Origin of the sequence: Idiomarina sp. 28-8, assembly GCF_000320945.2 — a bacterium.
GTDB lineage: Bacteria > Pseudomonadota > Gammaproteobacteria > Enterobacterales > Alteromonadaceae > Idiomarina > Idiomarina loihiensis.
The window spans coordinates 446544-469348 of the sequence record NZ_DF266789.1; the positions used below are offsets into that span (position 1 = coordinate 446544).

At 48.2% G+C, this 22805-nt stretch carries 22 protein-coding genes; 4 read left to right on the forward strand and 18 right to left on the reverse strand.

The window, feature by feature from the left end; genetic code table 11:
- Positions 1 to 19: 19 nt before the first annotated feature.
- The 12 genes from RJ32_RS02245 to RJ32_RS02300 form a co-directional block, all read right to left on the reverse strand.
- A complete protein-coding gene (locus RJ32_RS02245; RefSeq protein ID WP_034818696.1) occupies positions 20 to 469 on the reverse strand; it encodes a hypothetical protein in 450 nt (149 codons plus the stop codon).
- Positions 469 to 1707, reverse strand: a complete 1239-nt coding sequence (locus tag RJ32_RS02250) for a type II secretion system F family protein (RefSeq protein WP_034818698.1) — start codon at positions 1705 to 1707, stop codon at positions 469 to 471. The genes RJ32_RS02245 and RJ32_RS02250 overlap by 1 nt, the downstream gene beginning before the upstream one ends.
- Positions 1707 to 3422 (reverse strand): GspE/PulE family protein, encoded by a 1716-nt coding sequence (locus RJ32_RS02255; RefSeq protein WP_034818700.1) that lies wholly within the window; start codon positions 3420 to 3422, stop codon positions 1707 to 1709. The genes RJ32_RS02250 and RJ32_RS02255 overlap by 1 nt, the downstream gene beginning before the upstream one ends.
- Positions 3419 to 4492: a tetratricopeptide repeat protein gene (locus RJ32_RS02260; RefSeq protein ID WP_034818702.1), complete on the reverse strand. Its 1074-nt coding sequence runs from the start codon at positions 4490 to 4492 to the stop codon at positions 3419 to 3421. The genes RJ32_RS02255 and RJ32_RS02260 overlap by 4 nt, the downstream gene beginning before the upstream one ends.
- Positions 4489 to 5397 carry an ExeA family protein gene (locus RJ32_RS02265; RefSeq protein WP_034818705.1) on the reverse strand — a complete coding sequence of 303 codons (909 nt, stop codon included), beginning with the start codon at positions 5395 to 5397 and terminating at the stop codon, positions 4489 to 4491. Before RJ32_RS02265 ends, RJ32_RS02260 begins: the two co-directional genes overlap by 4 nt.
- Positions 5398 to 5407: 10 nt before the next feature.
- Positions 5408 to 7093 carry a pilus (MSHA type) biogenesis protein MshL gene (gene mshL, locus RJ32_RS02270; RefSeq protein ID WP_034818708.1) on the reverse strand — a complete coding sequence of 562 codons (1686 nt, stop codon included), beginning with the start codon at positions 7091 to 7093 and terminating at the stop codon, positions 5408 to 5410.
- Positions 7090 to 7431 carry a general secretion pathway protein GspB gene (locus RJ32_RS02275; protein WP_034818710.1) on the reverse strand — a complete coding sequence of 114 codons (342 nt, stop codon included), beginning with the start codon at positions 7429 to 7431 and terminating at the stop codon, positions 7090 to 7092. The genes mshL and RJ32_RS02275 overlap by 4 nt, the downstream gene beginning before the upstream one ends.
- Positions 7424 to 8059 carry a hypothetical protein gene (locus tag RJ32_RS02280; protein WP_034818713.1) on the reverse strand — a complete coding sequence of 212 codons (636 nt, stop codon included), beginning with the start codon at positions 8057 to 8059 and terminating at the stop codon, positions 7424 to 7426. The genes RJ32_RS02275 and RJ32_RS02280 overlap by 8 nt, the downstream gene beginning before the upstream one ends.
- Complete coding sequence (locus RJ32_RS02285) at positions 8052 to 8660, reverse strand: PilN domain-containing protein (protein WP_034818715.1); 609 nt, start codon at positions 8658 to 8660, stop codon at positions 8052 to 8054. Before RJ32_RS02285 ends, RJ32_RS02280 begins: the two co-directional genes overlap by 8 nt.
- Positions 8657 to 9568 carry a hypothetical protein gene (locus RJ32_RS02290; RefSeq protein WP_034818717.1) on the reverse strand — a complete coding sequence of 304 codons (912 nt, stop codon included), beginning with the start codon at positions 9566 to 9568 and terminating at the stop codon, positions 8657 to 8659. The genes RJ32_RS02285 and RJ32_RS02290 overlap by 4 nt, the downstream gene beginning before the upstream one ends.
- A 130-nt stretch (positions 9569 to 9698) precedes the next feature.
- Positions 9699 to 10733 carry a dihydroorotase gene (pyrC, locus tag RJ32_RS02295; protein WP_034818719.1) on the reverse strand — a complete coding sequence of 345 codons (1035 nt, stop codon included), beginning with the start codon at positions 10731 to 10733 and terminating at the stop codon, positions 9699 to 9701.
- Between the two features lie 86 nt (positions 10734 to 10819).
- Entirely contained in the window at positions 10820 to 11401 is a 582-nt protein-coding gene (locus tag RJ32_RS02300) for a thymidine kinase (RefSeq protein ID WP_011233622.1), read from the reverse strand.
- 101 nt (positions 11402 to 11502) lie between these two features.
- On the opposite strand from RJ32_RS02300, the gene RJ32_RS02305 reads away from it, so the two are divergent.
- The gene (locus RJ32_RS02305) at positions 11503 to 12735 is read left to right on the forward strand and encodes an adenosine deaminase family protein (protein ID WP_034818721.1); all 1233 of its coding nucleotides are present in this window, start codon (positions 11503 to 11505) and stop codon (positions 12733 to 12735) included.
- An 89-nt stretch (positions 12736 to 12824) separates the two neighbouring features.
- Here the strand turns inward: RJ32_RS02305 and RJ32_RS02310 are convergent, their stop codons facing one another.
- From RJ32_RS02310 to RJ32_RS02330, 5 genes are all read right to left on the reverse strand, one after another.
- Positions 12825 to 13853 (reverse strand): DUF2955 domain-containing protein, encoded by a 1029-nt coding sequence (locus RJ32_RS02310; RefSeq protein WP_034818722.1) that lies wholly within the window; start codon positions 13851 to 13853, stop codon positions 12825 to 12827.
- A 13-nt stretch (positions 13854 to 13866) separates the two neighbouring features.
- Positions 13867 to 14928 carry an HlyD family secretion protein gene (locus RJ32_RS02315; RefSeq protein ID WP_034818725.1) on the reverse strand — a complete coding sequence of 354 codons (1062 nt, stop codon included), beginning with the start codon at positions 14926 to 14928 and terminating at the stop codon, positions 13867 to 13869.
- Positions 14925 to 15413 (reverse strand): MarR family transcriptional regulator, encoded by a 489-nt coding sequence (locus RJ32_RS02320; protein ID WP_034818727.1) that lies wholly within the window; start codon positions 15411 to 15413, stop codon positions 14925 to 14927. Before RJ32_RS02320 ends, RJ32_RS02315 begins: the two co-directional genes overlap by 4 nt.
- 170 nt (positions 15414 to 15583) lie before the next feature.
- Entirely contained in the window at positions 15584 to 16144 is a 561-nt protein-coding gene (gene ssb / locus RJ32_RS02325; RefSeq protein WP_011233617.1) for a single-stranded DNA-binding protein, read from the reverse strand.
- A 44-nt stretch (positions 16145 to 16188) separates the two neighbouring features.
- The gene (locus RJ32_RS02330) at positions 16189 to 17565 is read right to left on the reverse strand and encodes an MFS transporter (protein ID WP_034818730.1); all 1377 of its coding nucleotides are present in this window, start codon (positions 17563 to 17565) and stop codon (positions 16189 to 16191) included.
- A 116-nt stretch (positions 17566 to 17681) separates the two neighbouring features.
- Between RJ32_RS02330 and uvrA the strand changes: the two genes are divergently transcribed.
- Genes uvrA through glsA form a run of 3 tightly spaced genes read left to right on the forward strand, consistent with a single transcriptional unit; the run spans position 17682 to position 21873 of the window.
- Positions 17682 to 20507 carry an excinuclease ABC subunit UvrA gene (uvrA, locus tag RJ32_RS02335; RefSeq protein ID WP_034818732.1) on the forward strand — a complete coding sequence of 942 codons (2826 nt, stop codon included), beginning with the start codon at positions 17682 to 17684 and terminating at the stop codon, positions 20505 to 20507.
- A 12-nt stretch (positions 20508 to 20519) separates the two neighbouring features.
- On the forward strand, positions 20520 to 20927 hold the full coding sequence (locus tag RJ32_RS02340; RefSeq protein WP_034818742.1) for a thioesterase family protein: 408 nt from the start codon (positions 20520 to 20522) through the stop codon (positions 20925 to 20927).
- Positions 20917 to 21873: a glutaminase A gene (gene glsA, locus RJ32_RS02345; protein ID WP_011233613.1), complete on the forward strand. Its 957-nt coding sequence runs from the start codon at positions 20917 to 20919 to the stop codon at positions 21871 to 21873. The genes RJ32_RS02340 and glsA overlap by 11 nt, the downstream gene beginning before the upstream one ends.
- On the opposite strand, the gene RJ32_RS02350 is transcribed toward glsA, so the two are convergent.
- Positions 21870 to 22625 (reverse strand): ABC transporter substrate-binding protein, encoded by a 756-nt coding sequence (locus tag RJ32_RS02350; RefSeq protein ID WP_051018715.1) that lies wholly within the window; start codon positions 22623 to 22625, stop codon positions 21870 to 21872. The genes glsA and RJ32_RS02350 overlap by 4 nt on opposite strands.
- Positions 22626 to 22805 lie beyond the last annotated feature (180 nt).

Sequence of the window (22805 nt, forward strand, 5' to 3'; positions counted from 1 at the left end):
TTAACACCGGGTTCCCGGGTTATTTCCGAACAACCTGACCCCGGTCACTTTTATAGGAAAACCAAGGTTTTTGGTTAATTCTGTAATGACAATTCCCGTTCTCTAATTCCGTATCTAAAGCGCTGCCGGGCACGTTACTGCCCAGATGCTGCCATAACTGCAAACATCCCGGCTCAACCGACGGCCACCCTTGTTCATTCATTACTACCGTGGTTTGCTGCGCTTTATTCTCGTACAACAAAGCAATTTCTTTTGGCTTACCACGTCGCATCCACTCGGTTCTGGCCAGCCAAAGCGAGTCTATAAAACGCGAAACCGCAATATCTAACTCGGTCTGACGCCATTTTTGCGGCTCTTCAACCAGAACCATTCTGGCCGCCACTGCAGCCAATACCAACAACAGCAAAACCACCAGAATATTCTGCAGCCGCTGAATACCCTTGCGCTCATCCGTTGCGGTTCTGGTCATTATCGTCCCTGATACGCACTCATCATATCCCACATTGGGGTAAATATGCCCAGCGCGAGAATCAATACCATAACGGCTACAACGGCTATCATTAATGGCTCAATACGCGCTGTTAAGGTTTTGAGATCGTAGTCGGTTTCACGTTCGTAATATTCAGCGACCTCTAACAGCAAAACATCAACCCGGCCGGTTTCTTCACCAACCGATATCATTTGCAAAATTAATGGCGTAAACAGGCCTGACTGTCGGGCAACCCGCGACAGGTTTTCGCCTCGTTCAATGCCGCGGCGCATCTCAATAATGCGCTTTTCCATCCAGGCGTTATCCACCGCTTCAGCAACTAAAGATAAAGCCTGTGTCAGCGGAACGCCGGCACCTATCATGACCGAAAAACTGCGGGCAAAACGACCTAACATGGAACGCATTAAAATGGAGCCAATAATGGGTACTTTTAACTTCAGGCTGTCCCATTTCAGTCTTCCGTTGTCTGTCGCTATGTAATACCTGAGGCCGAAAAAAACACCGACCATTGCAATCAACAACACATGCCAATAGCCGACAAAAAATTCAGACGAGCCCAACAGGGCGCGGGTTGCCCATGGCAGTTCGACATTAAACCGACTGAACATAGAAGCGAACGTTGGGATCACAAAAATGTTCAATACAAACATGGCAATGACGAGCGCGATAAGAACAAAACTTGGGTAGCGGGTGGCTGCTTTTATTCGCTTTCTGGTGTCTTGCTCTTTTTCTAAATAAACCGACAGCTGCTGAAAGGACTCTTCCAGCTGCCCGGTATTTTCACCCACATGCACAATAGCAATAACCAGCCGTGGAAAAACGCCCCGGTGATGTGACATGGCTGACGACAGGTTGCGCCCCCGCTCCAATTGCTCATGCACATCCTGCAAGGTTTTACGTAAGCGCTTGTTCTGGGTGGTATCTGCCAGCCCTTCAATAGCCCGCAACATAGGGATACCGGCTTGGGTCAGTGAATACATTTGACGACAAAATATAATCAGCTCGTCCAGCGACACTTTTTGCTGAAACGCAGACTTTAAACTTTCCCCAAAGCCACTATTCAAGAAGGAAAAGCTCTGACTTTTTACAGAATTAATCGATAACGGTACCAAGCCGCGACGCATCAGTACATCGGCAGCATTGCGCTCATCACTCGCATCCAGTGAACCTTGCTGCAGTTGCCCTGCTTTGTCCCGTGCACGATACCGAAACTGCATCAGATGCTGTCCTCAACACTTTCAGCCAGAAATAAGACTTCGTCGACGCTGGTAATACCTTCACGAGCGTAATCCAGTGCTACGGTAGCCATAGACTGATAACCCGGATGCGCTTTCGCAGCTATTGCAAACTCTCGTGTATTACCATCACGCAAGGCATCCATCATTGGCGTATTCATTTCCAGCAGTTCAAACACACCTATGCGCCCACGGTAGCCGGTATGGTTGCATGTCTGGCAACCAACTCCGCGTTTAAAAGAATAGCCCGAGCTACCCTCACGTAAATGCTCCAGCCACTGACTTTCGGCTTCATCCGGCTGGTAACTCTCTGCACATTTATCGCATACCCGGCGCACCAGGCGCTGAGCTAATATGCCTCGCAACGCAGCAGCGACCAAATACGGCGGTGCGCCCATGTCAATCAGGCGCATGGCACTGGTAATGGCATCGTTGGTATGCAGAGTAGATAAAACTAAATGACCGGTAATAGAGCCGCGCAAACCAATTTCAACCGTTTCGTGGTCGCGCATCTCACCGACCATAATAATGTCCGGATCCTGACGTAAAGTAGTGCGCAGAACCCGCGAGAAATCCAACCCAATTTTACTGTTCACCTGCACTTGCGAAATACGCGGCAAGCGGTACTCAACCGGGTCTTCAACCGTAATCACCTTTTTGCCTTCGGTATTCAGCTCACTAAGTGCACCATAAAGCGTTGTGGTTTTACCCGAACCGGTAGGCCCGGTTACCAGCAACATGCCATGCGGACGTTTAATTAAAGCCCGTATACGCTTAACAATAGAAGCAGGCATACCGGTTTGTTCCAGCGACAACAGCCCGGCAGATTGGTCCAGCAGACGCAACACGCAGGACTCGCCATATTGCACCGGCATGGTTGACACCCGCACGTCGATACTGTGTTTGCGAATTTTAATATTAAACCGGCCGTCCTGCGGCAGGCGTCGTTCAGAAATATCCAGCCCGGCCATCAGCTTCAGACGTAACACCAGCGCATTGGCAATGTTGGTTTCTTCCAGCACATTTTCCTGCAATACACCGTCCACACGTTGGCGAATCCGTAATTTACGGTCGTCCGGCTCAATGTGAATGTCTGAGGCTCGAACTTGCACCGCATCCTCAAAAATGGATTGCAGTAATTTAGCCACCGTGGCTTCATCGGTATCGTCATCGAGGCTTAGCCGCCCCAGCTCAAACTCGCTGGTGTCTTCGTATTCGTCCTGCAGTTGGCTGGCAAAGGTTTCAATTTCTTTGGTGCGCCGATAAAGGTTATCAAAAGCCTGCATCAACTCGCTTTCAGGAACCACGGCAAGTTCAACCTGACGCGGCGCAAGTAACTGATTAATGGCGTCAATTGAGGACAGGTCGGCCGGGTCACTCATGCCAACTAACGCCTGCTCTTCACTGGCTTCTATAACCAATGCCCGATGTCGACGCGCCTGAACTTCGGGCAGCAATTTAAAGGCTTCAGCCGGAATTTTTCGTTCAGAAATGCTGATAAGCGGCAATTTAAGTTGCTGCGCCAGGAATTCGAGTAACTGTTGTTCGGAAATATAGCCCAGATCGGTTAAGGTCGCGCCCAGCTTACGTCCACTAATACGCTGCTGCTCTAATGCCTTTTGCAGCTGCTCTTCACTGATGATTTGCTCGTGAACAAGCAAATCGCCTAATCGCATTTTAAGACGAGGACGCTTCATTGCTCACCTGCTTCAGTTACCTGTAAAGACGTAATTTGCTGCTCAATAAAATCCAGGGTCGGCTGATGTTTTATCCGTTTAAACGCTTCCTGATATGAGGCAACAGCGACTTCTGGCGCGAACTCCTGTTGCGCAACGGCTTTACCTAAATACCAGCGGCCTTGTTCCGGTTCAGACTCGACAAGGCGCTGATATGCGTCAGCAGCTGCCTTGTAGTCGCCCTGTGCCTGGGCTAATAACGCTTGTTTCTGAACATACTGTGGATAGGCACCTGCGTCCGGCGTCGCTTGCTTCAACAAACTTAGTGCCGCAGCAGGTCGCGCTTCTTTCTCCAGGATTCGCGCACTTAGCAGACGAAACTCAAAGTCATTTGGGTTCAGTTTAAAACCGGCTTCTAGCGTTGTTAATGCCTGCGATACCTTATTCCGGCCAAACTGCAAAGCCGCCAGCTTTTTTCTGACTTCTTTATTTTCAGGAGTGACAGCAAGCGCCTTACGCCAATGGTCTTCCGCCGCAGTTAAACGACCCTGTTGCTGAGCTTTTTGTGCCTTCTCAATATGTTGTGCGGAAATTTCTGCTGGCGAGAGCTGCACGGGTTGCTTGCTAAATTCACCGCCTTTTTGCGTCTCGTTTTCGGTGTCTTCAGCGTTAACAACAGGCTCTTCTGGCATGGACTCTGCTTTTTCGGCCTTTTCCGGTTCCGTTTCCGGAATCACAACCGAAGCCAAGTCTTGTGATACTATCTCACTAGATTGCCGTGAATCACTTTCAGAGCGAGGGGTGCGCTCAGCTGGCACTTCTATCACTGCAGTATCAATGAATGGCTCGACCCGCTCTTGCAGTTTTGGCATTTCAGCCGGCTCGCTCTCCGTTACCGTCATTGTGTTTTCTGAACGCGACTGCCACCAAAAAACCACTAAGGCCAGAACAATCAATAGCATCAGCGCCAGCAACCATAACCCTAAACGATGACTACTGCGGCGCTCAACGGCGCTACTCGCCGCCCTTTTCGAGAAGGGCTGCTGCCCCCGACGGTCTAAATCTTTTAAAACTTTATTAATAACGCTCATAGCGAACCACCCATTTGCCAATAACTGAGCGCGGCTGCCGCCAGAAAAAATACGCACACAGACACCGTTACGGGAAGACATACAGAGCGAGTCAATTCTGTATCTTCGGTATCATTAACCGCTAACTTTAAATCCCGCGTCGACAACTGATGACGTCCCTCTCCGTAAGCCAGCAGCAGCATTTTATGACACAGCATGTTAATCAGACGGGGTACGCCACGGCTGCAACGGTGTAATCGCCGAACTAACTTCCAGTCGAATATCGGGGTGCCCTGATAACCGGCCACATCCATACGGTGCGCAATATATTCGGCCGTTTCATCCGCGTTCATGGCAGTTAATTTATGTGAAAAACTGATTCGCTGACGAAGTTGCCTAAAAGCTTTTTGTGATAAACGCTCATCGAGTTCCGGCTGACCCAGTAAAATAATATGCACCAATTTACGCCGTTCAGTTTCCAGGTTGGATAATAAACGCAAAGCTTCCAGACTTTCTTCCGGCAACGCTTGTGCTTCATCAATGAGTATGACCACGGCCTGGCCGTTTTTATTAATATCCAGCAAGCGCTGTTGCAATGCCCGCGCCAGCTGCTGCTGATTGGTCATTTGTCCGGTTTCCAGGTCCAGTTCCTGAGCAATGGCCAGCCTCAGTTCAGCCGGGTCAAGGTATGAGTCTGGAATGTAAGCGGTTTTAAAAAAGTCAGGGATGTCATTTAATAACCGTCGGCACAGAAGAGTTTTACCGGTTCCAACCTCTCCGGTAATTTTAATAAAACCTTCCCCTGTTTTTAACGCCGTTAAAACCACCTCAAAAGCCTCGTGGTGGCTTTTCAAGTCGTAGTAGAACTGCGTGTTCGGCGTTATCGTAAAGGGCAGTTCGCGTAAGCCGTAATGGTATAAGTACATACTACCTTAGTTATTGCTCTATATCCGGGAACCATTCTTGCAGCAGTTCGCGAGATCGTTTCAGTTCATCGCGCCAGGTATCAACACCCACCACAGTCGGTTTCAGTAATATAACCAGCTCTTTCTTTTCCTGGCGGTTGCGACGGTTAGTAAATAATTCGCCCAACAACGGGATGTCACCCAGTAACGGAACTTTGCCCACTTCTTCAGAGTTGGTGGTTTGCATTAAACCACCCAGCACCACAATTTCACCGTTGCGAGCTTTTACTATGGTGTCTGACTCACGAATATTGCTACGAGCCAGCGGCAACACAAGTTCACCTTCTGTTAAGGTAATCACTTTTTGTTGTTCTTCGGTTTCTACCACCGATGGGTGAACGTGCAGAATTACTTCACCGTCATCACTAATTTGTGGCGTTACATCTAATGAAATACCCGAGAAGAATGGCGTTAAGTCAACATTGGAGCTGGATACGGCTCCGCTATTCCCACCTCCAAAGTTAGTTGTGGAATCTACGTTAGTTACGTAATAAGAATCCTCACCAATTTTTATCACTGCTTTCTGATTGTTCGACGCACTAACACGGGGGTTAGACAATACTTGCACAGTGCCTTGGGTTTGCAGCATTTCAATCATGCCGGAAAAGTTATTGCTTTCATCACTATACGTTAACCCGAATAGACCACCTATAGTTGAAGCAGCAGGAAGCGGATCTGTCCCATCAAATCCTACACCGACCCCTACTCCCCAGCCAGCCTTACCATTGTATAAATCACTCCAGTTTATTCCTTGTTGATAACCGTCGTTCAGGGTCACTTCAATAATACGGGCTTCCAGAATAACCTGACGCTGTAAGCGAGACTCCAGCACGGAAATAAAATCGCCAACAGCACGAAGTTTACTCGGCGAAGCTGTAACGCTGACAATACCCGCCTGCGGTGAAAGCACCACATTACCACCACCAATAATACCTTCAATAACGTCCTTCAGGCCGCCCCATAAGTCAGTTTCTGACTGGGTATTAATACTGGAACCGTTGCCTTGCAACTGATTCTGCTCACTCTCTCGACGGTACTCGCCATCGTTATTACCAAGCAGAGGAGTTCCTTCGGAACGAGTATTGCTATTGCGGCTTCCGGAGTTATTCCGCGAGCCCTGGTTACGTTCTTCACTCACACCACCACCTGAAATTTCAGTCTGTGAAACACCAAAGCGGCGAAGCGACAAGTAATCCAGTGAGAACGTCTGAGTTCTTACTCCGGCAGGGTATATTTGAATAGTACGTCCAGCACGACGAACTTCAAAACCGTACATGTCCTGCACGGCATCCAGCGTTTCGTCTAAGGTCACGTCTTTCAGACTTAACGAGATTTCACCACTGACATTGGGGTGTACAAGAATATTATAAGGAGAATCCGCCGCTAACCCGTAAAAGAAAGCTTTAGCGTCGACATCATCTGCCTGCAGCACAAACCGGGGTTCCTCGAGTAAGGCGAGTCCATCTTCCTGTTCTTTATTCACCGTCTGATTTAAAAAGTTACTGACTTCTGCAGGCAACTCTTTTTTAGCCTCTGCTTTTTTCTTCTCAGAAGCTTCGGGTTTCATTGCTTTATTGGCTTCATCTGGAGAATAGCTCGGTTGATAAGCACAGCCGCTCAGTGCCAACAATAACGCTCCTGCTGCAACTTTCTTCATTGTACCGCCCCCGGATTGCCTTTCTCGTTCTGTTTTATCGGCTTAAACAAAGTAATCTCTACTCTTTCGTTGTTCTTCTCTAAAATAACGCTGTTTGGATTAACTGAGTTAACCCGAAATCCATCAATATTTTCACCAGGCTTAACCCATTCGCCGTTAATACGAGCTAATTGCCTCTGTTCTGAATAATAAATTTGAGACAGCTTCATATTCTGTCCCCAACTATCCATTTCTACTGTGGGCTGACTTACTGTAAACGGCGGCTGGGTAGGATCCCGCTCTTGCGAAAAAGCTGATACCGAGACCATAAGTAATAACAACGCAATTCCTTTAAGCACTGATAAACTCCTTATCCGTACTTAGCAGATACCAGACTATCGTAACTTTCGCTGTCGGGTAGTCGCCTACCTGATAGTCAAAGCGGGCCCACTGGACATTCGGGTATTCTTTTTGCAGCGTATCCACAAAGTCGGATACCGCGAAAAAGCGTCCGGTAAATTCCGCCTGCACAGCATGCTGATAGAGTTTAATAGACCCGGTTTCAAATACGACGGTCGGCTCTTTAGCTTCTAAACTATCCATTCCCAGTTCCGAGGCATGACGTAACACACTGTTTAGAAACTGCTTTCGTTGTTGTGCGGGCAATAAAACCTGGCTTCCCGAAAAATCGCCTTTTGCCTGAGTTAACCGCTGCTTCAACTGCTTAATTTCAGCCCTGAGCGGAGCATCAATATCGTTAGCTAACTGCGCCTGCAAGTCCTGCTCTAATTGCTCGGACTGCTCTATTTGAGAAGCAATACGGGCATTTTCCACAGAAAGCGCTTTACTCTGATCCAGCGTTGGGGAAATAACGTAACTCATAAGTGGCAGGGTAATAATTAAAAAACCGGCCAGAGACAACAATGCTCGCTGTCGCCCGGGCATAGAGTTAAAGGTTTCTTGTGCGCGTAACCACCAGTTATTCATTGTTTGATTCGCCCTCGCTGCTTCTGACGCTTTGCAGCAAAAACTGCTGATAACCCTGCTCACTGCGTTTAAGTTCTACAACCGAAAAACGCTTATTAGCCAGTAAGCTCGACTGACCAAATTTATCCATCCACAGCACTAAGGCTTCACTGTTTAGCGCTTGCCCGTGTAAACGGATATTTTCACCAGACATTGAAAAATCGGTTAGCCAAATGTCTTCCGGGGTGATATCTGCAAGTTCCTGTAAAAACTCACTAACGGATGAAGACTGGTTTTGCCGAAACTCTGCAATTTGCTGACTGAAACTTCTGGCGTCCTGCAATTCTTGTTGCAACTGCTCTTTTTCTGCCTGCAGTTGCGGGCTTGGCTGCCGCCGGGACATTCTCTCGCGACTGCTCTCCAGGTCATTATTGAGCTTAGTCAGAGTAGCTGACAATTGTTCATTCTTTTGCACAACTGTTGCCTTTTGCCACTGAGTAACACCTACCACAACGAGCAACAGCGCCAGCCAAACACCCAAAACAGAGCTTACCTTTGTTAGTGTGAGCCTCTGCTTTACCGGCTTCAGCTCACTGCGGTACAGATTTACCCATTGCTTCATAAATCGCTCTCAACTAACGCACCTAAACCGGCAAGATCGGAGTAGTCGCCCTCGCGTAAGTCAGCGGACCATTGCGGGTACTGATACATAGTGCACTCTACTGCTAACAGCTCAGCCAGGCTCTTTTCAAGGGACGCCGGCGTCATATGTTCTACGGCGAGAATAATTCGACTAATAGGGGCCTGTCGCAAATGGCTTTCGAAATAATCGACCGAGCGCTGTAGCTCTGTTGCCAAAGGTTCTAAAGCACCAGCTGCTATTTCGCTCTCTATGTATTTAGACACATCGGTCACACCGCGCAGCAAGCGAGTAAACATAAGCCCTTTGGGGGTATTAATTTGTGCAAGGTAATTACCAGCAGGATTTTGGTATAAAGTGAGTTCAGCGTGGTTCTGAGTTTCAGCTAACCGCGGTAACGTCAGTTCAGTAATGGCGATATCCGTTAAGCTCAGGTCATGTTCACTGAATAGCTCAACCCAGGGCATTAAATCGTTTTTATTCGCCGCAACCGCAACCACTTTATCCTGACCGGATGGTTGCTCCGGAAACTCATAATAGTCGGCAATGATTTCATCAGCCGCAAAGGACACTAAGTCGCTTAAACTGTATTTTAAGCTTTCCGAAATTTCTTCCGGATCCAGCATGGGCCTATCCACCTGAACCGACTCGTATAAGTCCGTTCCCAACACCAGGGTGACTTGCGCATGCTTTAACGACAAGCGGGAATATTTACCCAAAAGGGTATCCGCGTGCTTAAGTAACGAACCTCGCTGCACTGGCTCGTAGTCATTAACGATCAATTCGGGGGCGTTAGCAGAGCCTTTAGCAACGAGAAGACGGACGCTGTTTTGCGTTATTTGAAAGCAAATACGGTGATCATTTTGTTTTTGCTTTGAAAATCCTAGCACTCAACAACATCCTTTATTTTATTTTCAACCATGTTAACAGAAACTTTGCAAAGCTCATCAGAAAAAGCGCGGGTTCGCTACAGTTTATGATCTTCGTCATAACCCATTTGTCGCACTACAACTTTAATGGCTAGCCGCGCAGTTTCCATTGCAAATCAGACCCTGCCCAATAAGGCACCATAGGCCCTGTTGCCGTGTCTACCGTTTCAGCAACAGTCCATGGTTGTTGAACCAGTTCAATGGTCTCCGTGTTGCGGGGTAACTGATAAAAATCAGCTCCAAAAACACTGGCAAAATTTGCCAGTTTATCCAGCGCGTTATGCTGACTAAAAAACTCGGCATAAAGCTCAATTGCAGCCGGAGCTGAATAACAACCGGCACAACCACAGGCAGTCTCTTTACTTGCCTGCACATGCGGAGCTGAGTCAGTTCCGAGGAAAAACTTAGGGTTACCGGATAAGGCCGCCTGCTGCAAGGCCTGCTGGTGTGACTGACGTTTTAAAATTGGCAGGCAGTAATTATGTGGACGAATACCACCGACCAGCAAGTCGTTGCGGTTCATCAGTAAGTGTTGCGGGGTCATTGTGGCTGCAACATTACTGTTGGCATTTTCGACAAACTTAACCGCGTCGGCGGTGGTAATGTGCTCCAGCACCAGCTTTAATTGCGGGAAGCGCTCGGTTATCGGAATTAAATGCCGCTCAATAAAGACTCTTTCGCGGTCAAAGATATCAACGTCGCTGTCGGTTACTTCACCATGCACCAGCAAAGGCACCTGATGCTCCTGCATAGCAGCCAGCACCGGAGCCAGAGCTTCTACCGATTTTACACCAGCGGCAGAATTTGTGGTGGCTCCTGACGGGTATAGCTTGAAGCCAATAACATGCTCGTTCGCAGCAGCTTCAGCAATTTCTTCTGGAGTCGTGTCTGCCGTGAGATACAGAGCCATAAGCGGGTGAAAACTCATACCAGCGGGAATTTCGGCCAAAATTCTCTCGCGATACTCCATAGCGGCCGCTACGGTTGTTACCGGGGGTACCAGGTTTGGCATAACCACAGCACGATGAAACACTGCTGCGGTTGCAGGTACGGTAGTTTGTAACATTGCACCATCGCGTAAATGCAGGTGCCAGTCATCAGGTCTTGGAATTGTTAAGCTTTGCATAGTCACTTCTGGCTAAAAAATGAGAAACTCAGTATACCATCAAGTGCCTTCGCTAAAACCCATATTCCGTACTCTATTTGACCGTTTTAGCGCAGCCCCATGGCTTCTTTCCAGTGTTTACGACAACAGGAAACGTAACGATCATTGCCACCAATAGCTATTTGCTGCCCCATGCGTATCGCATTGCCCTGTTCGTCAACCCGCAATGACATGGTCGCTTTGCGACCGCAGTGGCAGATGGTTTTCATTTCCACCAGTTTGTCGGCTATAGCCAACAACACCGCACTACCCGGAAAGGCGTTGCCAAAAGCGTCGGTGCGGATGCCGTAACACATTACCGGAATATTGTCGGTGTCAGCCAGACTGGACAGTTGCCACACCTGCTCTTCACTTAAAAACTGCGCCTCATCAATTAACACACAGTCAATTGCCTGTTGCATGTAGCGAGCCCGGACTACGGCAGCTAAATCTGTCCGGTGGGTGAAAGACACCGCATCGCGACCAATTCCTAATCGGGAAGCAATACGTCCTTTACCTGCCCGATCATCTAAAGCCGGCGTCATTAGCAGGACATGTTGTTGGCGCTCTTCGTAATTGTGCGCCACTTGCAATAACGACGTACTTTTGCCTGCATTCATTGCCGAGTAAGTGAAATATAAAGAAGCCATTTTGTTCTATTTTTTTTAAGTTAATGTGGTCAGATCCTGGCAGAGATTAGCACGATTTTATGGCATTATGGGACAAAGCAACCTTAAGGCAGGAGTTCTCTATGCAATATTCCCCCGAATTTATCAAAGCCATTCCTAAAGCTGACTTGCACTTGCACCTTGATGGCAGCCTTCGTGCCAGCAGCTTAATTGATATGGCTAAGCGCGCTGATATCGAACTTCCAAGCTATACCGAAGAAGGCCTGTTTGATCTGGTGTTTAAATCGCATTACAACAATTTGGGTGAATACCTAAATGGGTTTCAGTATACCTGCGCCGCTTTGCGTGATTTAGAAAACCTGGAACAAGCTTCTTATGAATTAGCCGTCGATAATCAAAACGAAGGGGTGAACTACATTGAGGTACGCTTTGCTCCTCAGCTACTCATGGACCCGGGTAAAGGGGTTACTTTTGACACCATAATGCACGTAGTAAACGACGGACTTTTGCGCGCAAAGAAAGAGTACAACAACCGCGCAGACGTTAAAAACGGCGATAAGCCACCATTTGACTACGGCATTATCAACTGCGCCATGCGGATGTTTGGTAAAAAAGGGTTCTCCCCTTATTACACACAAATGTTTCAGTTAATGCGTGACTTTGAACCTATGCAGGTTATTAAAACGGCCGCAATGGACTTAGTTCGCGCCAGCGTTCGTATGCGTGACGAAGAAGGCATGCCAATTGTCGGGCTGGATATTGCCGGTCAGGAAATTGGTTACCCGGCAGGCGAGTTCAAAGAAGTGTACGAATACGCGCACGAGAACTTTCTGCTGAAAACCGTACATGCCGGAGAAGCTTACGGCGCTGAGAGCATTTTTGAGGCGTTAACCAAGTGCCATGCCGACCGCTTAGGTCATGGTTATTCCTTATTCTCTCCTGAAATGACTCAGGACCCGTCTATTGAAGACCCAAAAGCTTATGGTGAAAGCCTGGCCTCTTATATTGCTGACCGTCGTATTGCCGTTGAAGTTTGCCTGACCAGTAACCTGCAAACTAATCCCGATATTGGCGACATTAAAAACCACAATTTCCAGCATATGCTGGATAACCGCTTAGCTACCATTATTTGTACCGATAACCGTTTGGTTTCTCGTACCACGGTCAGCAACGAATATCAGTTAGCTGTGGATAATTTTGATATTTCGCTGAAGCGCCTGAAAGACATTGTCGCCTACGGCTTTAAGAAAAACTTCTTCCCGGGTCGCTATGTAGAAAAACGCGATTACGCTAAGCAAAACCTGGAGTATTTTGACAAAGTGGTTAAACAGTTTGGGTTAAACGACGCAAGCTAAGTAAAAAACCGTTCGAGTTTAGATATTTTAGACAAGCATGCAGCTGATTAAGTGGCTGCATGCTCTTCCAGGCACTATGGGTATCAATTTTAAGCAGCGCCAAATCGCGTTCCCGCAAACTGATTCAAGAGTTTGTGTACCAAATAGCACACCATCATAGCCGCAATAATTGCGACAAAGGTGCTGCTCAAACGGTAAAGACCGGAATACACCAAGTCTTGTGCCGGCGATAAATACTGACCGAAAAGAATGCCCATAGTGGTCATTGCCCCAAAACCCACTCCGGCTCCCGAAGCTTCAAGTACATGAATGCGGGCAAACAACATCACCCCAAGCCAGAACAACGGCACAATCAACCACAGTATGTCATACCAGCCGTAAAGTAGAACCTGAGCACCTAGACCAAACATAACACCAATTAGAGTCCCTGCCGCTCGCTTGCGCGCGTAAGTTAATGCCCCGTTCCAGTTCATGGGAAATAGCACCAAAATAGTAGTGGCCTGCGCAGAAATAGAATCCTGCAAATCGAACAGCTGAAACACCAAAAACGACAGGGTTGTCACCGTAGCGCCCAAAATAGCTTCATGGCGCACGCGGTTAGGTGACTTGTCCGGCAAAGGCGATGGTGCCGCGTTATGTTCTTTATTGGGTATAATCGCATGCATAACAAAGGCAATGGCTATTGCCAGTATCGACGCAAAGAAGTTACTGGCTATTAAGTTATTAACGTCGGTGCCCGGATAACTGGCGTAATGCAGCATAATACTCAACATCAGTACACCATTTGCGCCGAACAGGAACGCCGTGCCGCGCGCCATAAAAGCAAACCTATACAGAAATAAGACAAAGGCGACCATTGTCATTAATACTGAATGCCCGCCCAGTATCTGCGCCAGAATACCCACTTCCAGTCCGCACATAATCGACGCCGCAAGTATTTGCCTGGCGACCTGCCGGTTTATCATTGGCACTAACCCCAATAGCAGCATTGGTAATACGGTAAAAAACACGCCATAAGACAAGTCAAACAGTGCCGTGACCAGAAAACCGATGGAGCCACCAAAGGCGATTCGTAAGCATTGCCGTAGGCCGTTTTCACTCAAGACTGAAGTTGCCATAGTTCCTTCCTGATCAATAAATGTAGTGTAACCAGCCCAGCAACCGGATTTGCGCTTTCGCGATAGCAGCTTTGACGCTTCCTTCAGGAACTATCTGTACCGTGGCCTTCGCTCCGGCCGGGCGCTCTGAATCCGGTTGTTCTGCTAAACTCAGGTGAACCCGAAGTCGCTGCGCGTCTCGCACCCAACGGTTAGAGTTAACCGGTGCTGCTAAGGCTCCGTCGGCACTTAACTGACCTGCGTTGACACCGGCATCAATGCTCTCCACTTTCACCTCATAAAGCGTGCCGGGTTCAGCATCAAATACCACCAGAGCCTGCTGCCCGGACTTTATGTGCCGTAAATTCTTCTCACGAAAATCGGCGACAATGTCGGCATTGGGTGATACCAGCGCCATTAGCGGCGAGCCTTGACGGGCATAAGCGCCTTCGCTGAGCTTTAGATTACCGACACGTCCGGCATGTTTCGCACGCACGGTGGTGTAGCTTAAGTTAAGCTTCGCTGTTTCTATCGCATTTTCAGCTTGTTGAATAAGTAAGTTGTTTGCATCGTCCTCGGCACCTCGTTGCACTTCTAGACTCTGTAGTTGCGACTGGGCGGCTTCAACATTTGCCAGGGCCTCTAGCTTACTGCTCTGCGCACGGTCATATGCCTGTTGCGACGAACTACCGTCTTCTACCAGATCTTTAATGCGCCGCGCCTCACGGCTGAGCTCTTGAGCTTTTGCCTGTGCTGACTTTAACTTTGCCCGAGCAGTTCGAATTTGGGCATCAAACTGTTGGTTTGACTGTTGCGCCTGAGCCAGTGCCAGCTCTGATTGCTGTAATTGCAGTTGATAAGGTCGCGGGTCAATTTCAAATAGTGGCTCGCCCTCTTCAACATACTGGTTATTATTAACCAAGACTTTCTCTACCGTACCATTCACCTGCGGTGCAACTTGAGTCACCACCCGGGTCACCATTGCCTGCGGGGTTAGCGGCAGGCTCAAGTCGGCCCACAGAAAATAGGCAAATACGAGCACAAATAGCACCAATGCCCGCTTAACCCAACGGGCAAACTTTTCGTCTGCGGTCATACTTTTTCCTCATTATTTTGGTCAAGCTTCTGAGCTTCAGACATGTGATTCGCATTGTATGAAATCATCGCCAGAACCTTCTTAACCGTTTCAATTTCTTCGTCTTCGATATTGGCCAGCAACGCCCTTCGTACTTTTAGAATTTTCGCTTCCATTTTTTTAACCAGCGCATGACCTGACTTCGTCAAAAACACCTGCTTAGCACGGCCGTCGTCCGGGCTTGCTTCGCGCGTAATCAACTCTTGCTCTTCCAGTTGCGCGAGCGTGCGCATGAGTGAACCAAGTTCTAGCTCAAGCGCTTCCGCAAGCTGCTTTTGGCTGACACCATCTCCAATACGTGCCAGTTTCCACATAGCACTCCAGCGCGGGTAGGTTAACCCCAGCGGCGCCAGTTCCTTATCCGCAATAGCCTGCCACTGACGCGCAACGCGACCGAGTCGTTCAGGTACAGATAACTGTCTGAGCTGTTCTTGTGTTAATGTCATAGCAACCTCTTTAGTTAGCACGCTAAGTATAATAACAAACTTAGCGTGCTAACTAAAATGAAAATAGCGATAGGTTTGAACTAAAAATTAGATACAAAAAAAGCCCCTGCAAAAGGGGCTTTTTTCACATGATACAGATACCCGAGCGGGTAAATCCTATACTCGGCAAACTAGAACGGAATATCGTCATCAAAATCATTGTCAGGTGAAAACGGCGCGGGTTCTGCCGGTTTTTGTTGTGACTGTTGATTTTGCTGCTGCGCTGGCTGAGGCGCAGGACGCTGTTGTTGCTGTGATTGCTGTTGTGGTTGACCACCACCGTAACCACCGCCTTGCTGCTGACCGCCACCAAAACCCTGGCCTTGTTGTGGAGCACCACCCTGCGGGCCGCCACGAGAATCCAGCATTTGCATTTCGTTAATGACCACTTCTGTCGTGTAACGCTCTACGTTGTCCTGGCCTGTCCATTTACGCGTTTGCAAACGCCCTTCAACATAAACTTTAGAGCCCTTTTTCAGGTACTCACCGGCAATTTCAGCTAAGCGACGATAAGCCACACAACGGTGCCATTCGGTTTGTTCGCGCGGTTCGCCTGTTTGCTTGTCTTTCCAGGTTTCGCTGGTAGCAATCGACAGGTTGGCTATCGCTGTGCTGTTTTGGGTATAACGAACCTCTGGGTCAGCGCCCAAGTTACCAATTAAAATTACTTTATTTACACCGCGACTGGCCATTAGATTCTCCTGTTCCTTGTACGCGTTACAACTGCTTCAAATTATTAAGCGACCGATGCTTCTTTAAGCAACTGATTAACCGCCTTTTCATCGTAATGTTTTTTATCAACTTTTAAATAAGTGGCCTGATCTTCTTCAACCCATCTTGCTTCCGTAACGCCGGTTACGGTAAGTAACTGCTCACTTAGCTTGGTAGCCTTGCTTTCAGTTAACCCGGGCAATGATAACGAGACACTGGTGACACCTGCGGGGTTAACCATGACTAAACTGATTAGCAACCAACATACTAGCAAGATCAGGCAGAAAACAACAACGCCAGATATCCCAAAAAACTGTAAGACTGAGCCGCCTACGACCCCACCAACAAAAGAGCCTAAAAACTGACCTGTTGAATAAATTCCGCTGGCACTGCCTTTGCTTCCCGCTGGCGCAATTCGGGTGAGTAACGAAGGTAAACTGGCCTCAATAAAGTTAAAGCCAGTGAAAAATATAACCAGAGCAGCAACCAGCAGCCAGGGGTTTTGCCCCGCTATGGCAATAATTAGCAGCGCAACAATTAAAGTAATAATAGAAAACCGCAACCACTGCACAGAATTATTATTACGCGAACTGCTGATAATCATTGGCACCATGAACAAAATGGACGCTGCCAGCGTGGGTAAGTAAAACCAGGCATGAGTCTGACTTTCAAAACCTGCGTTTTGCAGTTGCATGGGTAAAGTCACAAACCATGCCGTTAAAATAGCGTGTAATACAAAAATACCACTGTTCAGGCACCACAGTTGTTTGTGTTTAAGCAAATGCCCCAGTTCTGACAACACGGGTAAGGATTCACGCCTCGCAGAAGTTGTCACCACTTTGGGGACGCTCAGCAACAACACCAGAATGCCCAGAGCGCCACTGGCGGCGGTAAACCAGAACAAACCCGAAAGCCCAATAATATTGCCCAATAAAGGTCCGGCTACCAGCGAAATAGCGAACGCCAGGCCAATGCACATACCAATAGTGGCCATCACTTTCGGCCGTTGTTCGTCACGCGATAAGTCAGCTGCCAATGCCAGAATAGCAGCCGCAATAGCGCCCAGCCCCTGTAGCGCCCGACCAATGGATACACCCAATAGAGTATCAGCCTGAGCTGCCACCGCACTGCCTAGAATAAAGACCAGCAAACCACCGACAATAACCGGCTTTCGGCCAAGGCGGTCAGACAGCATACCTAACGGAATTTGCAACAGTGCCTGTGTCAGGCCGTAGGCACCCAGAGCAATACCGACCCAAAGCGGGGAATAGTCAGGGTAGTCTTGTGCATAAACCGCTAAAACTGGCATGATCAAAAACAGCCCTAACATCCGTATACCAAAGACGGAAGCTAGTGCTAAAGCGGCTTTTTTCTCTGTTTTATTTAATTTTTGCGGCGTCATTTCACTGCTTTTATATCAGTAACATGATAAATGATGCCGTTATTGTACCAGATGCCTAACACTGTGCGATAATAGCGTTTTGTCGTCAGTCATTTACTGAACAACAGACGGGAATTATGGATACTATCGAAGTACGCGGTGCGCGCACGCACAACTTAAAAAATTTCAATCTGACCATCCCCCGCAATAAGCTGATTGTGATCACCGGCTTATCCGGTTCGGGTAAGTCATCACTTGCTTTCGATACCCTATATGCAGAGGGACAGAGACGCTATGTTGAGTCGCTCTCTGCCTATGCACGTCAGTTTTTGTCACTGATGGAAAAGCCTGATGTTGACAGTATCGAGGGTCTATCACCCGCTATATCAATTGAGCAGAAGTCGACATCGCATAACCCGCGTTCGACGGTCGGTACTATTACGGAAATTTACGACTATTTACGTCTGATGTTTGCCCGGGTGGGCGAGCCGCGTTGTCCGACTCACGACGTGCCGCTGGCGGCACAGACCGTATCGCAAATGGTCGATAACGTGCTGGCAGCTCCTGAAGGCGAAAAGCGCATGTTGCTTGCGCCTATTATTCAGAACCGTAAAGGCGAGCACTTGAAAGTGCTAGAAAACCTCGCCTTGCAGGGCTACATCCGCGCCCGTATAGACGGTGAAATTTGCGATTTAAGCGATCCGCCCACGTTAGAGCTGCAGAAAAAGCACACCATTGAAGTGGTCGTTGACCGCTTTAAAGTTCGCGACGGCATGGAGCAGCGCCTGGCGGAATCTTTTGAGACCGCACTGGAACTCAGTGGCGGAACGGCTTTAGTCGTGCCGATGGACGGCGACGGTGATGCCGAAGTGTACTCGGCTAACTTTGCCTGCCCACATTGCGGTTACAGCATGCAGGAACTGGAGCCACGATTGTTCTCATTCAACAATCCGGCCGGTGCCTGTACTACTTGTGACGGTCTGGGTGTTGAGCAGTTTTTTGATCCGGCCAAAGTTGTTGTTAATGCTGAGCTGTCGCTGACAGGCGGCGCAATTCGTGGCTGGGACAAGCGCAACTTCTACTACTATCAAATGCTGCAGTCTCTGGCGAAGCACTACGAGTTTAAATTGTCGCAACCGTTCAACGAATTGCCTGACGACATTCGCGAAAAGATTCTGTTCGGCAGCGGTAAGGAAGAAATAAAATTCACTTACATGAATGACCGCGGCGACAAGGTTGTCAGAGCGCATCCGTTTGAGGGGATTATTCCTAACATGCAGCGCCGTTACCGTGAGACTGAATCACAGGCTGTGCGCGACGAGTTGTCCAAATACGTAGCGACGCAACCCTGTAAAAGCTGCAGTGGTACGCGCCTGCGTACAGAAGCTCGTCATGTGTTTATTCAGGGCACAACCCTGCCGGAAGTTGTTGAGCAATCCATTGGCGACGCACTTGAGTTCTTCCAGCAACTGAGTCTGGAAGGTCAGCGCGCGCAAATTGCGGAAAAAATTCTGAAAGAGATTAATGACCGTCTACGCTTTTTAGTTAACGTGGGACTTAACTATTTAAGTTTGTCCCGCAGCGCAGAGACCTTGTCTGGTGGTGAGGCGCAGCGTATTCGTCTGGCCAGCCAAATTGGTGCGGGTCTGGTTGGTGTTATGTACGTACTGGATGAGCCCAGTATTGGTTTGCACCAGCGCGACAACGAACGCCTGTTAAACACTCTGACTCACCTGCGTGACTTGGGTAATACCGTCATTGTGGTTGAACACGATGAAGACGCAATTCGTCAGGCCGACCACGTTATTGATATTGGCCCTGGTGCTGGCGTACACGGTGGTGAAATCATTGCTCAGGGTCAGGTTGAAGATATTGTCGGAAGTGAAGATTCACTAACCGGCGACTACCTGTCCGGCCGGAAAGAAATAGAAGTTCCCAAGCAACGTCACAAACCAGATAAACGCCGGTTAACCATTCACGGAGCCAGCGGGAACAATCTGAAGAATGTCGATTTCAATTTGCCATTAGGTATTATGACCTGTGTGACTGGAGTTTCCGGTTCAGGTAAGTCAACACTGGTCAACAACACGCTGTTCCATATTGCGCATCGTGAACTGAACGGCGCGACAACGGGCGAACCGGCTCCGTACAAAAGTGTCGATGGCATGCAACTGCTGGATAAAGTGGTGGATATTGACCAGAGCCCAATAGGCCGTACGCCGCGCTCCAACCCAGCCACTTACACCGGTATTTTCACGCCAATTCGCGAACTGTTCGCAGGTGTGCCGGAATCACGAGCCCGCGGTTACAAACCTGGTCGCTTTAGCTTTAACGTACGCGGCGGTCGTTGTGAAGCTTGTCAGGGCGACGGAGTTATTAAAGTTGAGATGCACTTCTTGCCGGACGTTTATGTTCCTTGCGATATTTGTAAAGGTCAGCGCTATAATCGCGAAACGCTGGAAGTACAGTACAAAGGCAAGAATATTCACGAAGTGCTGGATATGACCATTGAAGACGCTCGTGAATTCTTCGACCCGGTTCCGGCTATTGCACGCAAGTTGCAAACCTTAATGGATGTAGGCTTGTCTTACGTCCGGTTAGGCCAGTCAGCGACAACACTCTCCGGTGGTGAAGCGCAACGGGTCAAATTGTCACGTGAGTTGTCCAAGCGTGATACTGGCAAAACCTTATACATTCTGGATGAACCGACCACAGGTCTGCATTTCCACGACATTAAGCAATTGCTGGCGGTGATTCATCGTCTGCGTGACCACGGCAACACGGTAGTGGTTATTGAGCACAACTTAGACGTGATAAAAACCGCTGACTGGATCATCGACTTAGGTCCTGAAGGTGGTTCTGGCGGTGGTGAAATCCTCTGCGAAGGTACACCAGAAGATATCTGTGAAAATGAGCGCTCACACACGGCCCGTTTCTTAAAACCTATGCTTAAGCTGTCATAAAAAGGACGCAATATGTTAACGGAAGACTTTAAAGTAAGATTTTATGAAACCGATGCCCTTGGACACGTCAATAACACGGTTATACCGGGGTGGATAGAAACCGGACGTTTGCCTATTTTTGAGTTCTTTGGAGAAATGTCTCCGAAGACACAAAGCTTAATTGTCGCGCGGCTGGAAGTAGATTACCTCTTACCTATTTATTTTGGCGGTCATGTCACGGTGAATACTTACGTCAGCCGCTTAGGTGGCAGCTCGTTTGATATCACTACCGAAATTTGGCAGAAAGAAAAAATGTGCGCTAAAGGTAAAACGGTATTGGTGTACTTTGATTTTCAACAGGAACGTTCTGTGAAGCTGTCTGACGAATTAAAAGACCGCCTGTCCACCATCACGCATCCGGAGCATTCTCTTGACGCGTGATCTGGTCAGTGGCGGGCAGCAAATACATGCCCCGGATGATCTCAAAAGCCTGCTGGAGGAGATTCATCAGCAGGCCATGAAGATCACCGAGGGGCATGTTGCTGATTACATTCCGGCGTTAGCAGAGGTCGACCCCGAGCTCTGCGGACTCACTCTGGCCACCCTCGACGGCGAGGTATTTAACGTCGGTGATACCCAGGAGCAATTCTCTATCCAGTCCATCTCGAAGATTTTTGGCCTTATGCTGGCAATGGAGCGCCTTGGAGAAGATTTGTGGGACAGAGTTAAAATGGAGCCTTCAGGCCAGGCCTTTAATTCTATAGTGCAGCTAGAGTGGGAAAAAGGCATTCCGCGCAACCCTATGATAAATGCCGGAGCTATTGTTGTTAGCGACGTACTCGTTAGCCGCTACTCTGCCAGTAAAAATGCGGTTTTGAGTTTGGTGCGCACCTTATGCGGCAACGACAACGTTTACGCCGATAACATTGTTCACCAGTCAGAAAAAGAGCATGGCCATCGCAATGCGGCCCTTGCTCACCTAATGAAAAGCTTCGGTAATATTGATGCTGAAGTTGATGAACTATTAGATCATTATTTTTGGCAGTGTGCGTTGACCATGTCCTGCGAAAATCTCGCTCGCTCTTTTACGTTTCTTGCAAATGACGGAATTTGTCCTTTTTCTAAAAAGAAAATTATGTCGAAACGAGACTCTCAACGCATTAATGCGTTGCTATCAACCAGCGGTATGTACGACCAAAGCGGCGAATTTGCTTTTACCGTAGGTGTTCCCGCTAAAAGTGGTGTTGGTGGTGGGATGATTGCCGTCGTTCCTGACTTTGGCGTTATTTGCTCATGGAGCCCAAGATTAAACAGCTACGGTAACAGCGCCCGTGGAATGTACATGGTACGCGAGCTAGCTAACCGTTTGGGGCTTAGTGTCTATTAACGTGTTGTTGTCGGCCGATATATCTGAAACCGCTCCATATTAAATCGTCTAAATAATATTTCAAACTCGCCCTGTCGGCCAAGCTCCCGCAGCAACCTTTGTAAGGTATCTGCGCTGATATTCTTATTATCGCCAACAAGTAAGTGCAGCTTGTATTCCAGACTAACCTTATCGGATAACAATAAACCGTCTACCTTAATTTGATTGGAGCCTTTTAAAGCAGCCAGCAGTTCATCATTGATAATAGTAAGGTCGATTCGACCGCCCAATATCATCTGCAAGTTGATAATTCGGGAATCTGCCAAATACGTCGTATACTTTTCCTGAACTTCATCTGAGGCCAGAAGTTCTCCGCCTAACAGGTAATGATAGCCCTTAACCCCACCTAAAGTTTTGCCATCGTATGTATCGAAAAACGTCTGGTCTCTGTCTGCTTTTTGTAAGGCGACCAGCCGCTCTTGTCCTCTGACTAAAGGCATTGTTTGCTGAAACCCTACTCCACTTTTTTCCCAACCCCAAAGGGGCGATTCGAAGAATATAACATCACAGCACCCTTTCACACTCAGGGCTTTATGACGATTTGCAGGGGGAATCACCTGAATGCGGAATTCGTAGCTGTCCTGATGCTCATTCAACAAACTTATCAGTTCACGGGTAAGATCCGTTTGCAGTACATCGGAAAAATAAGGAGGGTAATCGTAGGCAGCAACATAGACCGGTACCTGTGCTGTAGCAGAACAGCTTAGTCCCATAAAAACGAACACAGAAAAGTATCTGAGTAATTTCAATTGATTGGCTGACTATAAGTTGAGTATCTATCTCAATAGTTCATTTTTTAGTCTTGAATGTCAATACTTGAGCGAGCCTTCGCTTACTTTTGATAAGCTATTTTGATGAAAAATTATGAGCAGGCATAAAAAAGCCCGGCCTAA

What these genes read in the sequence shown, in the direction of transcription:
- RJ32_RS02245 (WP_034818696.1), bottom strand. Translation starts at nt 469, where the DNA reads ATGACCAGAACCGCAACGGATGAGCGCAAGGGTATTCAGCGGCTGCAG.
- RJ32_RS02250 (WP_034818698.1), bottom strand. Translation starts at nt 1,707, where the DNA reads ATGCAGTTTCGGTATCGTGCACGGGACAAAGCAGGGCAACTGCAGCAA.
- RJ32_RS02255 (WP_034818700.1), bottom strand. Translation starts at nt 3,422, where the DNA reads ATGAAGCGTCCTCGTCTTAAAATGCGATTAGGCGATTTGCTTGTTCAC.
- RJ32_RS02260 (WP_034818702.1), bottom strand. Translation starts at nt 4,492, where the DNA reads ATGAGCGTTATTAATAAAGTTTTAAAAGATTTAGACCGTCGGGGGCAG.
- RJ32_RS02265 (WP_034818705.1), bottom strand. Translation starts at nt 5,397, where the DNA reads ATGTACTTATACCATTACGGCTTACGCGAACTGCCCTTTACGATAACG.
- mshL (WP_034818708.1), bottom strand. Translation starts at nt 7,093, where the DNA reads ATGAAGAAAGTTGCAGCAGGAGCGTTATTGTTGGCACTGAGCGGCTGT.
- RJ32_RS02280 (WP_034818713.1), bottom strand. Translation starts at nt 8,059, where the DNA reads ATGAATAACTGGTGGTTACGCGCACAAGAAACCTTTAACTCTATGCCC.
- RJ32_RS02285 (WP_034818715.1), bottom strand. Translation starts at nt 8,660, where the DNA reads ATGAAGCAATGGGTAAATCTGTACCGCAGTGAGCTGAAGCCGGTAAAG.
- pyrC (WP_034818719.1), bottom strand. Translation starts at nt 10,733, where the DNA reads ATGCAAAGCTTAACAATTCCAAGACCTGATGACTGGCACCTGCATTTA.
- RJ32_RS02300 (WP_011233622.1), bottom strand. Translation starts at nt 11,401, where the DNA reads ATGGCTTCTTTATATTTCACTTACTCGGCAATGAATGCAGGCAAAAGT.
- RJ32_RS02305 (WP_034818721.1), top strand. Translation starts at nt 11,503, where the DNA reads ATGCAATATTCCCCCGAATTTATCAAAGCCATTCCTAAAGCTGACTTG.
- RJ32_RS02310 (WP_034818722.1), bottom strand. Translation starts at nt 13,853, where the DNA reads ATGGCAACTTCAGTCTTGAGTGAAAACGGCCTACGGCAATGCTTACGA.
- RJ32_RS02315 (WP_034818725.1), bottom strand. Translation starts at nt 14,928, where the DNA reads ATGACCGCAGACGAAAAGTTTGCCCGTTGGGTTAAGCGGGCATTGGTG.
- RJ32_RS02320 (WP_034818727.1), bottom strand. Translation starts at nt 15,413, where the DNA reads ATGACATTAACACAAGAACAGCTCAGACAGTTATCTGTACCTGAACGA.
- ssb (WP_011233617.1), bottom strand. Translation starts at nt 16,144, where the DNA reads ATGGCCAGTCGCGGTGTAAATAAAGTAATTTTAATTGGTAACTTGGGC.
- RJ32_RS02330 (WP_034818730.1), bottom strand. Translation starts at nt 17,565, where the DNA reads ATGACGCCGCAAAAATTAAATAAAACAGAGAAAAAAGCCGCTTTAGCA.
- uvrA (WP_034818732.1), top strand. Translation starts at nt 17,682, where the DNA reads ATGGATACTATCGAAGTACGCGGTGCGCGCACGCACAACTTAAAAAAT.
- RJ32_RS02340 (WP_034818742.1), top strand. Translation starts at nt 20,520, where the DNA reads ATGTTAACGGAAGACTTTAAAGTAAGATTTTATGAAACCGATGCCCTT.
- RJ32_RS02350 (WP_051018715.1), bottom strand. Translation starts at nt 22,625, where the DNA reads ATGGGACTAAGCTGTTCTGCTACAGCACAGGTACCGGTCTATGTTGCT.